13 protein-coding genes are annotated in these 13,523 nt (G+C 73.1%); 3 read left to right on the plus strand and 10 right to left on the minus strand.

Annotated features, from left to right (window positions below; genetic code table 11):
• Positions 1–164: 164 nt before the first annotated feature.
• The 4 genes from ABD343_RS17600 to ABD343_RS17615 all read right to left on the minus strand — a co-directional run bounded on the left by ABD343_RS17600 (position 165) and on the right by ABD343_RS17615 (position 4,184).
• Positions 165–1,193: a 6-phosphofructokinase gene (locus ABD343_RS17600; protein ID WP_344529139.1), complete on the minus strand. Its 1,029-nt coding sequence runs from the start codon at positions 1,191–1,193 to the stop codon at positions 165–167.
• 203 nt (positions 1,194–1,396) lie between these two features.
• Positions 1,397–2,077 (minus strand): response regulator, encoded by a 681-nt coding sequence (locus tag ABD343_RS17605; protein ID WP_344529141.1) that lies wholly within the window; start codon positions 2,075–2,077, stop codon positions 1,397–1,399.
• A complete protein-coding gene (gene macS, locus ABD343_RS17610) occupies positions 2,074–3,351 on the minus strand; it encodes a MacS family sensor histidine kinase (RefSeq protein WP_425578204.1) in 1,278 nt (425 codons plus the stop codon). Before macS ends, ABD343_RS17605 begins: the two co-directional genes overlap by 4 nt.
• Positions 3,352–3,383: 32 nt before the next feature.
• Positions 3,384–4,184, minus strand: a complete 801-nt coding sequence (locus tag ABD343_RS17615; RefSeq protein WP_425578205.1) for a lysophospholipid acyltransferase family protein — start codon at positions 4,182–4,184, stop codon at positions 3,384–3,386.
• Positions 4,185–4,348: 164 nt separating this feature from the next.
• On the opposite strand from ABD343_RS17615, the gene ABD343_RS17620 reads away from it, so the two are divergent.
• Together ABD343_RS17620 and ABD343_RS17625 are read left to right on the plus strand one after the other, a co-directional pair.
• The gene (locus ABD343_RS17620; protein WP_344529145.1) at positions 4,349–5,125 is read left to right on the plus strand and encodes an alpha/beta hydrolase; all 777 of its coding nucleotides are present in this window, start codon (positions 4,349–4,351) and stop codon (positions 5,123–5,125) included.
• Positions 5,112–5,705 (plus strand): hypothetical protein, encoded by a 594-nt coding sequence (locus tag ABD343_RS17625; protein WP_344529147.1) that lies wholly within the window; start codon positions 5,112–5,114, stop codon positions 5,703–5,705. The genes ABD343_RS17620 and ABD343_RS17625 overlap by 14 nt, the downstream gene beginning before the upstream one ends.
• A 206-nt stretch (positions 5,706–5,911) precedes the next feature.
• Here the strand turns inward: ABD343_RS17625 and ABD343_RS17630 are convergent, their stop codons facing one another.
• The 6 genes from ABD343_RS17630 to ABD343_RS17655 all read right to left on the minus strand — a co-directional run bounded on the left by ABD343_RS17630 (position 5,912) and on the right by ABD343_RS17655 (position 11,052).
• Entirely contained in the window at positions 5,912–6,667 is a 756-nt protein-coding gene (locus tag ABD343_RS17630; protein WP_344529149.1) for an endonuclease/exonuclease/phosphatase family protein, read from the minus strand.
• A gap of 23 nt (positions 6,668–6,690) precedes the next feature.
• Positions 6,691–7,632, minus strand: a complete 942-nt coding sequence (locus ABD343_RS17635) for an ROK family glucokinase (RefSeq protein ID WP_344529151.1) — start codon at positions 7,630–7,632, stop codon at positions 6,691–6,693.
• Positions 7,633–7,734: 102 nt separating this feature from the next.
• Positions 7,735–8,352 (minus strand): DUF5304 domain-containing protein, encoded by a 618-nt coding sequence (locus ABD343_RS17640; protein ID WP_344529153.1) that lies wholly within the window; start codon positions 8,350–8,352, stop codon positions 7,735–7,737.
• Between the two features lie 55 nt (positions 8,353–8,407).
• Positions 8,408–9,601: an ArsA family ATPase gene (locus ABD343_RS17645; RefSeq protein ID WP_425578211.1), complete on the minus strand. Its 1,194-nt coding sequence runs from the start codon at positions 9,599–9,601 to the stop codon at positions 8,408–8,410.
• Between the two features lie 92 nt (positions 9,602–9,693).
• Positions 9,694–10,191 carry an SRPBCC family protein gene (locus ABD343_RS17650; RefSeq protein WP_344529154.1) on the minus strand — a complete coding sequence of 166 codons (498 nt, stop codon included), beginning with the start codon at positions 10,189–10,191 and terminating at the stop codon, positions 9,694–9,696.
• 99 nt (positions 10,192–10,290) lie between these two features.
• A complete protein-coding gene (locus tag ABD343_RS17655) occupies positions 10,291–11,052 on the minus strand; it encodes a metallophosphoesterase family protein (protein ID WP_344529155.1) in 762 nt (253 codons plus the stop codon).
• Between the two features lie 335 nt (positions 11,053–11,387).
• Between ABD343_RS17655 and ABD343_RS17660 the strand changes: the two genes are divergently transcribed.
• A complete protein-coding gene (locus ABD343_RS17660) occupies positions 11,388–13,196 on the plus strand; it encodes an AMP-dependent synthetase/ligase (RefSeq protein ID WP_344529157.1) in 1,809 nt (602 codons plus the stop codon).
• Positions 13,197–13,523 lie beyond the last annotated feature (327 nt).

Consider the following 13,523-nt stretch of genomic DNA (forward strand, 5'->3'; position numbering starts at 1 on the left):
TCCGCGTGATGTCCTGGCGGGGCATCCCGGTCGACCTGCCTGTCCGGCCGGGGATCCGGGGACCGTCGCCCGGGGAAATGCAGCCGGAGTGACCAGGGCGTACGCCTGCGGAGGGTCCCGCCCCGGCCCCCGGCCGCCCCGGGCCCGCCGCAGGCGTCGGCGCCTCAGCCGAAGAAGACGCCCGCCTCCTCGTACAGCGCGGGGTCGACCGTCTTGAGCTTCTCCGTGGCCTTGGAGAGCGGCACCCGGACGATGTCCGTGCCGCGCAGGGCGACCATCGTGCCCCACGCCTCGTCCCGGACGGCGTCGATCGCGTGGAGCCCGAAGCGCGTGGCGAGCCAGCGGTCGAACGCGCTGGGCGTGCCGCCGCGCTGGATGTGGCCCAGCACCGTCGTCCGGGCCTCCTTGCCGGTGCGGCTCTCGATCTCCTTGGACAGCCACTCGCCGACGCCCGAGAGGCGGACATGGCCGAAGGAGTCCGTGGAGCCGTCCTTGAGGACCATCTCGCCGCCCTTCGGCATCGCGCCCTCGGCGACGACGACGATCGGGGCGTAGCTCGCCTTGAAGCGGGAGGTGACCCAGGAGCAGACCTCCTCGATGTCGAAGCGCTGCTCGGGGATCAGGATGCAGTTCGCCCCGCCCGCCAGGCCCGAGTGGAGCGCGATCCAGCCCGCGTGGCGGCCCATCACCTCCACGACGAGGACGCGCATATGGGACTCGGCGGTGGTGTGCAGGCGGTCGATGGCCTCGGTGGCGACGGTGACCGCGGTGTTGAAACCGAAGGTGTAATCGGTGGCCGAGAGGTCGTTGTCGATCGTCTTGGGGACGCCTACGCACCGGATCCCGTACTCGTCGGTGAGCTTGGCCGCCACCCCGAGGGTGTCCTCGCCGCCGATGGCGATCAGGGCGTCGACCTCGTGCTTCGCGAGATTCTCCTTGATGCGCCGGACCCCGTCCTCCTCCTTGAAGGGGTTGGTGCGCGAGGAGCCGAGCAGCGTGCCGCCCCGCGGCAGCATGCCGCGGACCGCCGGGATGTCGAGCTGGGCGGTGTCCCCCTCCAGGGGGCCGCGCCAGCCGTCGCGGAAGCCGACGAAGTCCATCTCATAACGCTGGACTCCCTTACGGACTACGGCCCGCATGACCGCATTGAGACCGGGGCAGTCACCGCCGCCGGTCAGCACTCCGACCCGCATGGGGTCTCCCTTCTCCGCGTGGACGCGCCTGTGGACACAACTGCGGCCACGCTAACGGTGATCCACGTCACAGGGGATGCCGCGCGAAGCGGAATTCCTTGGGGGAAAAGGGGAGTTGCCGATCGGCAATCACTCGTACGAAGGACAGGTGTGCACGTCCCAGGCGCACATCCGTGCCCTCGTCCGCGCCGTCACCCGCGTCCTCACTCCTCGTCGAGTCCGCGCTCGATCGCGTACCGCACCAGCTCCACGCGGTTGTGCAACTGGAGCTTGCCGAGGGTGTTCTGGACGTGGTTCTGCACCGTGCGGTGCGAGATGACCAGGCGCTCGGCGATCTGCTTGTAGCTCAGCCCCTTGGCGACGAGCCGCAGGACCTCCGTCTCGCGCTCGGTCAGGTGCGGCACCGCGGGCTTGTCCGGCGCGGACGGCGCCGGGTCGGCGGCCAGCCTGCGGTACTCGCCGAGGACCAGCCCGGCCAGACCCGGGGTGAAGACCGGGTCGCCGACGGCCGTCCTGCGGACGGCGTCCAGCAGCTCCTCCGTGCTCGCCGACTTCACCAGATAGCCGGTGGCGCCGGACTTCACGGCCTCCAGGACGTCCGCGTGCTCGCCGCTCGCCGAGAGGACCAGCACGCGCGGACCCGTGCCCTTGCCGACCAGCTCGCGGCAGACCTCGACGCCGGGCTTCTCCGGCAGGTTCAGGTCCAGCACCAGCACGTCGGGCCCGGTCGCGCGGGCCCGGCGCACGGCCTGCAGCCCGTCGCCCGCCGTCGCGACGACCTCGAACCCGGCCTCGCCCAGGTCGCGCGCGACCGCGTCCCGCCACATCGGGTGGTCGTCGACCACCATCACCTTCACGGGCTTCCCCGCCGCTTCGTCCGTCATCTCTTCGGCACCCTCAGCTCGACTTCGGTCCCCTGTCCCGGAACGGACACCAGCTCCGCGCTGCCGCCCAGGTCGCGCAGCCGCCCCCGGATCGAGAGCGCGACGCCCATCCGGCCCTCCGCCTCCGCGTCCGCGAGGCGCCCGCGCGGGATGCCGGGGCCGTCGTCGCGGACGGTGACGACGACCTCGTCCGGCTCGTCCTCCAGCAGGATCCACGCCTGGGCCTCCTGCCCCTCGGGGCCGCCGGCGTGCTCGCGTACGTTGTCCAGCGCGGCGCTGACGGCCGCCGCCAGCTCCGCCGCCACCCCCGAGGGCAGCTCCACGGGCATGCCCGGCTCGGCGAACGAGACGCGCGCGGCGGAGTGCGCCGAGAGCAGCGTCCGCAGATCGCAGGGCGCCCGGTCCACGGCGCCGTCCTCGTCCGCGCTCCCGGCCCCTGCGGGGACGGGAGCGGGCTCGTCCTCGCCGTCCCCGGGTCCGTCTCCCGGGCCGCCCCCCGGGCCGTCTCGCGGGCCCGCCCCGTCGCCCTGCCGCGGCACGATCCCGCTGGAGACGAGCGTGCGCAGCGCGACCTCCTGCTCGCCCGCCAGCCGCCCCAGCTCGGCCGCCTCGCCGCCGAGCGCGGTGCCCCGGCGCTGGACCATGGCCAGGACCTGGAGGACGCTGTCGTGGATGTCGCGGGCCAGGCGCTCCCGCTCGCGCGTCGCGGCCTCGATCTGGAGGGCGCGGGCGAGCGTCCGTTCACTGTCGCGGGCCACCTCCACGACGTAGCCGATCGCGACGCTCGCGACGCAGACCAGCAGCACGTTGTGGAGGGTGGGGCGGGTGACGGCGCCGCGCTCGATCACGTTCGCGACGCCGACCAGCAGCGAGGCACCCGCGGCCCAGCGCCAGCCGCCCTTCAGCGCGAAGGCCAGGACGGGGCCCGCGACCCAGATCGACGGGAGCGTCGGGCCGACCTTCTCGTGCGTGTCGATGAGCGGCGAGAGCAGGATGCCGACGAGCGCGAAGGAGATGTCGGCGGCGAGGAACGGGCGGGTGCAGCGGCGGGCCGAGGAGACGCGACGGAGCGTGACCAGCGTCCATACGGTCAGGGCGCCCAGATAGACGGCGCCGGGCACGGGGGCGCTGTAGTCGTCGAACTGCCAGGAGAAGACGACCAGCGCGTACGCCAGCGTCAGCACGCGGTAGCCGGTCAGGGCATGCCAGAGCGGCTGCTCGACCGACATCTTCCGGATGCCTCCGAAGCGCTTCGCCCGCTGCCGCGCCGCCATCGACGCTCCCCCCTCCGGCCCCCCGCGGGCCGCTATGCCGCCCGGTCGGTCTTCCCCGCCCGCTCGGACGCGGCCTTCTGCTCCGTCTGCTCGGCCTTCTCGGCCTTCTCCGCCTCGGCGCGCTCCGCCTTCTCGGCCTTCTCCGCCTCCGCCTCGCGCTTCGCGGCCTCGGCGATCTGGCGCTTGGCGGCCGTCGCGTACATGTCCACGTACTCCTGCCCGGAGAGGCGCAGGATCGCGTACATCACCTCGTCGGTGACCGCGCGCTGGATGAAGCGGTCGTTGTCCATCCCCTGGTAGCGGCTGAAGTCGAGCGGCTCCCCGATCCGGATGCCCGGACGCATCAGCTTGGGGACGACCTTGCCGGGGGGCTGGATCTTCTCGGTGTCGACCATGGCGACGGGGATGACCGGCGCCCCCGAGCGCAGCGCGAGGCGGGCCAGGCCGCCGGGCTTGCCCCGGTAGAGCCGGCCGTCGGGAGAGCGCGTGCCCTCCGGGTAGATCCCGAACAGCTCGCCGCGCTCCAGCACTTCGAGCCCGCTCTTGATCGCGGCCTCGCCCGCGCCCCGTACGCCCGAGCGGTCCACCGGGAGCTGGCCGACGCCCTTGAAGAACGCGGCGGTGAGCTTTCCCTTCACGCCGGGCGAGGTGAAGTACTCCGCCTTGGCGATGAACGTGACCTTCCGGTCGAGCACGGCCGGGAGGAAGAACGAGTCGGAGAACGAGAGATGGTTGCTCGCGAGGATCGCGGGCCCCTCGTCCGGCACGTTCTCCAGGCCCTCGACCCACGGCCGGAACGTGAGCTTCAGGGCGTTGCCCACAGAGAGCTTCATCGCGCCGTAGAACAACCTGGACCTCCTGTGTCTGACGCCTCGACCCTATCTCGCCCGGCCCCCGGGCACTCAGCGGAGCTACCCGCCACGGGACCGCGCGGCTAGGGTGGCAGCACCTCCCCCGACCAGCAGCCGACCACTGACGAGCCCCCTGGAGGCCCACCGTGACCCCCATCCTTCCTGGTGCCGAGCCCCTGCGGCGCGACGGATCGTCCGAGGTGGGTGTGCTGCTCTGTCACGGCTTCACGGGTACCCCGCAATCGCTGCGCCCCTGGGCCGAGCACCTCGCCGACCGCGGCCTGACCGTCTCCCTGCCGCTGCTGCCGGGCCACGGCACCCGCTGGGAGGACCTGGAGCTGACGGGCTGGGTGGACTGGTACGCGACGGTGGAGCGCGAGCTGCGGCTCCTCAAGGAGCGCTGCGACCAGGTCTTCGTCTGCGGCCTGTCGATGGGCGGCGCGCTCGCCCTCCGCCTCGCCGCCCGGCACGGCGCCGACATCAGCGGCGTCGTGGTCGTGAACCCGATGGCGACCTTCCCCCGGCTGGAGGGCTACCTGCTGCCGCTGGGCCGTCACGTGCTGCGCTCGGCCAAGGGCATCGCCAGCGACATCGCCAAGGAGGGCTCCGCCGAGGTGGGGTACGAGCGGGTGCCGACCCGCGCCGCGTACGAGGTGCGGAATTTCTCGCGCGTCATCCGCGCTGAACTGCCGCAGGTGACCCAGCCGTTGCTGGTGCTGCACAGCAGGACCGATCATGTGGTCCCGCCGGGCGACTCGGCGCTGGTGCTCGGCAAGGTCTCCTCGGTGGACGTGACGGAGACCGTGCTGGAGCGCAGCTATCACGTGGCCACGCTGGACCATGACGCGGAGAGCATCTTCGCGGACTCGTACGGATTCATCACCCGGCTGACGGCGAAGAGGGCGGCAAGTGACGGAGCGTGACCCGGACGCGGAGCGCGGCGACGACGAGACCCCCGGCGGGGCGCGCCGCGAGCCCACCCTGCCTCCGGACGAGGAGGCGGCCTGGGCCCAGATCGTCGCCGCGTACGGCGAAGAGCCCGCGGACGACCCCGGCCCCGGCCCCGACCCGGACTCGGACTCGGACTCGGAAAAGGAGGCCGAGCCCGACGCTCCCCGTGAGCCGGACGGCGACACGCTCACCAAGCCGGGCGGCGACAGCGCGGAGAGCGACCCCCCGGTCCGCAGCTTCACGGTGTACGCGGCGGGGACGGGCCCCCGCGACTGGGACGGCCCGGACGACGAGGACGAGGGCCACTTCGTGCCGCCCGAGCCCCCGCCGCTCCCGGAGACCGACGTCACGACCAAGTTCGCCTGGCTCGCGGTCCTGGGCGGCCCGCTCCTGCTGCTCGGCGCGATCCTCTTCCAGGTCCACCTGACGTGGTGGATCGTCACGCTCGGCGTCGGCGGCTTCCTGGGCGGCTTCGGCACGCTGATCGCGCGGATGCGCGATGGCCGAGACGACGACGACTGGGACGACCCGGGCCGAGGCGCCGTCGTATAGCCGTGCCGGGCACGGGCTGCCCCGCCACGCGCCTTCGCGGGCTGCGGCTGCGCTGTGGCCTGTCGCGCAGTTCCCCGCGCCCCTGACGGGGCACTCCTGCGAGGGCAGGGCGAAGGTGCCCTTCAGGGGCGCGGGGAACTGCGCGAGCGGCCACGACGCACCCGGAGTCTGCAGCGCACCGCAAGGGGCAGCCCCTTGGCAGCCCCTCAAGCAGGGGGCACGCGGAGTGCGGCCAGCACCGGCAAGTGGTCCGTGGCCGACAAGAGGTCACTCTCTTCCACGCCGGGCAACCCCACCGGCACCCCACACCCCAGCACTTCCACGCCCCCCGTGGCGAACACGGCATCGATCCGCTGCCGCGGATCACGGGGCTCCGAGGTCATCTCGGAGCCCCAAGGCGCCGTGGCCCAGCCGTCCTGCAGCTCTCCGGCCAGGCGGCGGAACGTACGGCCCTTCGGGCGGTCGTTGAGGTCACCGGCCGCGACCGCGTACGGCCCGAGGGCGCGCAGCCGTTCCAGGAGCAGGCCCCCCTGCTCGTACCGCTCGCTGCTCTGCAGGCTCAGGTGGCAGCTCACCACGCCCAGCCGCGCGGCAGTGCCGAAGCGCAGCACGGCCGTCGCGAAGCCGCGCTGGTGCAGCCCCGGCGTACGGGGCAGCAGCACGTCCTCCGTGTGCTCCACGTGCGGGCGCAGGGAGGAGAGGATCATCGGGCCGCTCGCGGTGGCGCCGCCCGTGACGTAGTGCAGCTCGGCCGACATGGCGAGCCGGGAGGCGTACTTGCGCCACCGGAAGAAGCGGGGCGCCTCCTGGACGCAGACGACGTCGGGGGCGCAGGCCCGGATGACCCGGGCGAGCGCCCCCTTGTCGTCGCGCATCGAGCGGATGTTGTAGCTGAGCAGCCGGACGACGGCCGAACCGTCCGGCTCGGTACGGGAGGACGGCAGGTCCGTCAGAGGAGTCATGGGTGCTCAGCCCTTCCGGGGTCTCAGCCCTGCCGGGCCAGGTCCGCGACGCCCACCATCCCCGCCTTGTTGCCGAGTTGGGCGGCGAGCACCTCGGCGTGGGGCCGCCAGCGGCTGCCGACGAGCCAGCGGCGGTACGACTTGCGGATCGGGTCGAGCACCAGCTCGCCCTCGTCGGAGACGCCGCCGCCGACGATGAACGCGCCCGGGTCGAAGAGCGAGGCCAGGTCGGCGAGGCCCGCGCCCGCCCAGCGGGCCAGCTCGCGGAAGGAGTCGATGGCGACGGGGTCGCCCTGCCGGGCCGCCTCGCTGATGTGCTTGCCCTCGATGCCCTCGGTGGTGCCGTCGCCCAGGCCGAGCAGGATGGCGGCGCTCTCCGGGGTGGCGGAGGCGCGCTGCTGGGCGTAGCGGAGGAGGGCGCGGCCCGAGGCGTACTGCTCCCAGCAGCCCTGGTTGCCGCAGCCGCACAGCAGGCCGTCCGGCACCATGCGGATGTGGCCGAACTCGGCGGCCACGCCGAAGCGTCCGCGGTGCAGCTTGCCGCCGATGATGACGCCGCCGCCCAGGCCCGTGCCGATGGTGATGCAGACGACCTCGCCGTGGCCGGTGCCGACGCCGAACTTGTACTCGCCCCAGGCCGCGGCGTTCGCGTCGTTCTCGATCACCACGGGGACGTCGATACGCTGCTCGACCTTGTCCTTGAGCGCCTCGTGCCGCCAGCTCAGGTTGGGGGTGAACAGCACGGTGGCGCGCTTGTCGTCCACGTACCCCGGCGCTCCGATGCCGACCGCTTCGACCCGGTAGGACGAGCTCGCCTGGCGGACCGCGTCCGCGATCGCGTCGATGACGGCGTCGGGGGTGGGCGGCGTCGGCACCGTGCTCGTTTCGAGGATGGTGCCTTCCTCGTCGACAACGCCTGCCGCGATCTTGGTGCCGCCAATGTCGACGCCGATAGTGAGTCCCATGTGTCCCTCGGTTATCCGGTCTGACCCCGCCGCCGACAACCGTACCGGAGGGGCCTCGTGTGCCGGGTTCAGTCCCGCTTGTGGCAGGGCGGGAAACCGAGGTCAGACGCTGTCGTCGCGGGGGTCGTCCGAGGCGTCGCGGGCGTCCTTGCCGTCGGCGCCGTCCGTGCCCGCCGCCGCGTCGTCCGCGTGATCCGCGTGATCCGCGTCGTCCAGCTCCACGCGCTCGTCGAGCCGCTTGTCCAGTGCGGCCCGGTCGTCGGGGACGTCCGCGGGCTCGTCCAGCTCCACGTGCTCGTCGCGCGGATCGGTGCCGCCGGTGCCCTCGGAGGTCCAGCGGCGCTCGGCGTCGTGGACGGCGGAGCGGTAGGCAGCCAGCAGCTCGTTGCCCGCCGCGGCGAGGTGGTCGAAGAGCTGCGGATTACGGGCGACCACCGGCTCGATCGACGCCTTGGCCTGCGCGATCAACTGCTGGGCCACGCCCTGCGCGGCGGCCGAGGCCATGGCCCCGCCGAGCGGCTTGCTCAGCCCGGCGACCTTCTCGGTGACGGCGTCGGCGAGGCGGCGCAGCTCCTCCGCCGCGTTCGTGGGCGGCGGGCCGTACTGGGCGCGGCGGCGGGCCTTCTCCGCCTTGAGGTCCTCCTCGCAGGCCGTCGCCCAGGCGTCGGGGTCGGGCCGCGACGCGGGCTCGGAGAGGGTGCGCTCGACGTCGTCGCTCATGGCGGTCTCCTCGCAGTTTCCTGGGACTCAACCGAGGTTACTCGACGGCCCGCCCTCAGTGCCCCGACGGCCAGAGGTCGGGGTCCGGGCGGAAACGGACGCCCAGCTCGCCCCCGCGCAGCCCCGCGCCCGCGACCCGGCAGCGGCGCAGCGCCGGGGGCAGCGGCAGCACCCGGCGGTACGGGCCGACGCCGACGATCAGCTCGTCGCCCCGCCGCACCAGCTCCAGTTCGCCGCGCTCGGCGCCGGGCATCGGCAGCCGCCACACGAGGTGGCCGTCGGTCTCCAGCCGGTCCTCGACCCAGCCGTGCCGCGCGGGGCCCTGCGGGTCCGGGACCCGCGAGGCGGTGGCACGGGCCGCGCGCGCGAGCGCGGCGAGGTCCTCGGGGCCGCGCGGATCGCGCCCGAGGTGCGGGAGTTCGCACAGCGGCACGCCTTCGGCCTCGCACGTCGCGCGCAGCTCCTTGAGCACGTCCTGCTGCTGCCCGGAGAGCGAGGCGAGCCAGGGGTCGGCGGAACCGGCCGGGAGCAGCCGGTTGGCGACGACGGCCTCCAGCGCCAGCCCGTGCAGCCGCAGTCCGGCCCGCGCCGTGCGCAGCGCGTCGGCGGCCAGCGGGCCGGGCTCGGCGACGAGCCGTACGGCCGTGTGCGGGGACTCCACGACGTCCTGCACCGCCGCGAGTTCGCGCTCCCAGCGCGCCGTCGCCTCGTACAGCCACGGGCCGGGCGCCGGGGCCCCGGCGAGCTGGGCGAGCACCGGGCGCAGGGCGCGCGCGGCCTGCCGCTCGGGCGGGACGAGACGGCGCAGGTACCGCCGCAACTGCTCGGGCAGCACGAGCGCGTTGAGCCCGTACGGGGTCGGGGGCAGGTCGATGACGACGGTGTCCCAGTCGGCGGAACGCGCGTGGCCCAGCGCGTGCACCAGCGCGAACGTCCCGGCGCCGGGCAGCTCCGTCAGCTCCTCCCCGTCGAGCGGGGCCGTGCCGAGCAGATCGAGCGCGGCCTTCCCCCGCTCCTGGAGCGCCGCGCCGCGCGTACGGAACTCCTCGCCCGCGTCGATACGGGCGAGCCACAGGCCGGGCACGGCGCGGAGGGCGACGGGGGTGCCGGGACCGTCGCCCTCCGCGCCGTCCCCGCTCTCGCCCTCACCCTCGCCCAGCAGCGCGCGGAGCCGGCCCCCGGATTCGGCGCTGACGAGGAGGACTCGCTGGCCCTCGGCCGCGGCGGCGCACGCAGTGGCCGCGGCGATGGTCGTACGCCCCGAGCCCCCGGCCCCCGTGACGAGGACGGTCTGCGGCCGGGTCTCCTCCGTACCGCCGGACCCCTCGGACTCCTGCTCGCTCAGTTCTCGGCCCCGCTCCCGGCGGCGCCGTCGGCCGCGCCGGACTCGACGCGCTTCTTCAGCCCGTCGAGGGCGCGGTCGATGATGACCTTCTCGGCCTTGCGCTTGATCATCCCGAGCATCGGGATCTTGACGTCCACGGTGAGGCGGTACGTCACCTCGGTGCGGGAGCCGTCCTCCAGGGGCGTGAGGTGGTACGCGCCGTCGAGGGAGCGCAGCATCTGCGACTTCACCAGCTTCCAGCGCACCTCGTTGACCTCGCCGCCGGTGCCGGGGCCCGAGATCCACTCGTACGCGAGGGTGTGCTCGTCCTTGATCGCTCCGGCGTCCAGCAGCAGGCGGACCTGCTCGGCGCGGCCCTCGGCGTCCTCACCGAGCACCTCCGCCTCCTTGACCTCGCCCGCCCACTCCGGGTAGCGGGGGAAGTCGGCGATCACCTTCATCACGGCGCCGGGCGCCGCTTCGACGGTGATGCTCGAGCTGGTGTGTTCCGCCATCGCGATGGCCCTCCGATTTGCTGCGATCCCCTGGCGCCCGGTACTCCGGTTCTGCCGTGGAAGGCTACCGCGCGCCCCGAGGGGGTGCCGCGTCGGTGGTCACCACTCCAGCACCCAGGGGGTGCCGGTCGCGTTGAAGTGGCCGACGTTGACGCACTCGGTGGCGCCGATCCGCATGCGCCGGACCAGCGGCTGATGGACATGGCCGAAGAGGTGGTAGCGCGGGCGCACGGCGTGGATCGCGTCCAGCAGGGCCGCGCTGCCGCGCTCGAAACGGCGCGCGACCGTGTCGTAGCAGAGTTCGGGCACGTCGGGCGGGATGTGGGTGCACAGCACGTCGATCTCGCCGAGCGCGGCGATCTTCGCGGCGTACGTCTCGTCGTCGATCTCGAAGGGCGTGCGCATCGGGGTACGCAGCCCGCCGCCGACGAAGCCGAAGCGCCAGCCGCCGATCTCGGCCGTCTCGCCGTCCAGCACGGTGGTGCCGGGGCCCGCGTACTCGGGCCACAGGGGCGGCATGTCGACATTGCCGTAGGTCGCGTACGTCGGGTCGGGGAAGGCCGCGAAGAGTTCCGCGTACTGCCTGCGCACCGCCTCCTCGGTCACCTTCGCGCGGTCCACGTCGGACCACAGGCGGCGCGACAGCTCGCGGGCCTCGTCGAAGCGGCGCGCGGTGCGCAGCGCGACGATCCGGTCCGCGTTCTCCACCCCGAACAGGTCGGGGAAGATGCCGCGCGAGTGGTCGGCGTAGTCGAGGAAGAGGATCAGGTCGCCCAGGCACACGAGCGCGTCGGCGCCGTCGCCGGCACGCGCGAGGTCCCCGCTGTTGCCGTGCACATCGCTCACCACATGGACTCGCATGACGTCAGCGTACGCACGCCGTCCGCCCGCGACGGCCCGGAATCCGACTTCCTGCACACCGCCTGACCTGCGGGTCCGCCGAGGGCCCGGGGATTCGGGGCCCGAAGGATACTGTCGGGTCACCGAACACCTGGTCTAGGCTGCACAAAACAGACCTCCGGCGTGTGACGCACAAGACATCTCGGGGTCTCCCCCTATCCCGCAAGCGATACCCATGGGTAACGTCCGGGCCGTCAACCCCCTCCCAAGATCCGAACCCCCCACGTTTCTTGGGCCGAGCCAATGGAGGCCGCCCCCGACGGCCCCCTGTCCGGTGCCGACGAGGAGCAGCAGTCTTGCGCGAGTTCAGCCTTCCGGCCCTCTACGAAGTCCCCGCCGACGGCAACCTCACGGATCTCATCCGCCGCAACGCGGCGCAGCATCCGGACGTCGCCGTCGTAGGGCGCAAGCGGAACGGGCGCTGGGAGGACGTGACCGCGACCGTGTTCCTCGCCGAGGTACGGGCGGCGGCGAAGGGCCTGATCGCGGCGGGCGTCGAGCCGGGCGGCAGGGTCGCGCTGATGTCGCGCACGCGGTACGAGTGGACGCTGCTGGACTTCGCGATCTGGACCGCGGGCGGCGTGACCGTCCCCGTCTACGAGACCAGCTCGCCCGAGCAGATCTCCTGGATCCTCAGCGACTCGGGCGCGGTCGCCTGCCTCGTCGAGACCGACGCGCACGCCGAGGCCGTCGCCTCCGTCCGCGACCGGCTCCCGGGGCTCGCGCACCTGTGGCAGATCGAGCCGTCGGACGGCACGGAGAGCGCCGTCGCCGCCCTGACGGCGGCGGGCGCCGCCGTGGACGACGCGACCGTGGACGAACGCAGCTCCGCCGCGAACGCCGACTCCCCCGCCACGATCGTCTACACCTCGGGCACCACCGGCCGCCCCAAGGGCTGCGTCCTCACCCACCGCAGCTTCTTCGCCGAGTGCGGCAACGTCGTCGAGCGGCTGCGCCCGATGTTCCGCACGGGCGAGGGCTCGGTGCTGCTCTTCCTGCCGCTCGCGCACGTGCTCGGGAGGCTCGTGGAGGTCGCCGCGCTGATGGCGCCGATCAAGCTCGGGCACGTCTCCGACGTCAAGACGCTCACCGACGAGCTGGCCTCCTTCCGGCCGACGGTCGTGCTCGGGGTGCCGCGCGTCTTCGAGAAGGTCTACAACTCGGCGCGCGCGCAGGCCGTCGCGACCGGCAAGGGCAAGATCTTCGACCGCGCGGCGGACGTCGCGGGCGCGTACTCGCGGGCGCTCGACGAGAAGGGCGGCCCCTCGCTGGGCCTTCGCCTCCAGCACAAGCTCTTCGACAAGCTCGTCTACGGCAAGCTGCGGGCCGCGCTCGGCGGCCGCGCGACCCACGCGATCAGCGGCGGCGGCCCGCTGGGCGAGCGCCTCGGCCACTTCTTCCGCGGCCTCGGCTTCACCGTCCTGGAGGGCTACGGCCTGACGGAGTCCTGCGCGGCCACCACGTTCAACCCCTACGACCGGCCGAAGATCGGCACCGTCGGGCAGCCGCTGCCCGGCTCCGTCGTCCGCATCGCCGACGACGGCGAGGTCCTGCTCCACGGCGAACACCTCTTCACCGGCTACTGGAACAACGAGCAGGCCACCGCCGAGTCCCTCGCCGACGGCTGGTTCCACACCGGTGACCTCGGCACGCTCGACGTCGACGGCTACCTCTCCATCACCGGGCGCAAGAAGGAGATCCTGGTGACGGCGGGCGGCAAGAACGTCGCCCCGGCGGTCATCGAGGACCGCATCCGCGCGCACGCGCTGATCGCCGAGTGCATGGTCGTCGGCGACGGCCGCCCCTTCGTCGGGGCCCTCCTCACCGTCGACGAGGAGTTCCTGCCCCGCTGGGCGAAGGAGCACGGCAAGGAGTCGCTGTCGCACGACGCGCTCCTGTCCGACCCGGACCTGCTCGCCGAGCTGCAGAGTGCCGTGGACGACGGCAACAAGGCCGTCTCCAAGGCGGAGTCGGTCCGCAGGTTCCGCGTCCTCAAGCACCAGTTCACGGAGGAGTCGGGTCATGTGACGCCCTCTTTGAAGCTCAAGCGTGGTGTGGTCGCGAAGGACTTCGCCGACGAGATCGAAGCGATCTACACCAAGTAACCGCACCTCTGCTTCTCCCTCCACCCGACTGTGCTTGGGAAGTCTGCGCAAGGCGCAGGGTTGGCAAGCGCAGCCCCCTACGCCGGGTGCTCCGGCAAGAGAGCCGGGTTCGGGGTGCCCCGGGTTGTGCTTCGCGGGCCGCGCCCGCGTCGTAGCTGGCCGCGCAGTTCCCCGCGCCCCTAACGGGGCACGTCCGCTTCGCCCTCCCGCGAAGCTTGGGAAGTCTGCGCAAGGCGCAGGGTTGGCAAGCGCAGCCCCCTGCGCCGGGTGCCCCGCGTACAGGGCCGGGTTCGGGGTGCCCCGGGCTGTGGTTCGCGGGGCGCGCCC

Origin of the sequence: Streptomyces albiaxialis (assembly GCF_039530985.1) — a bacterium.
In the GTDB taxonomy this organism is placed as follows: domain Bacteria; phylum Actinomycetota; class Actinomycetes; order Streptomycetales; family Streptomycetaceae; genus Streptomyces; species Streptomyces albiaxialis.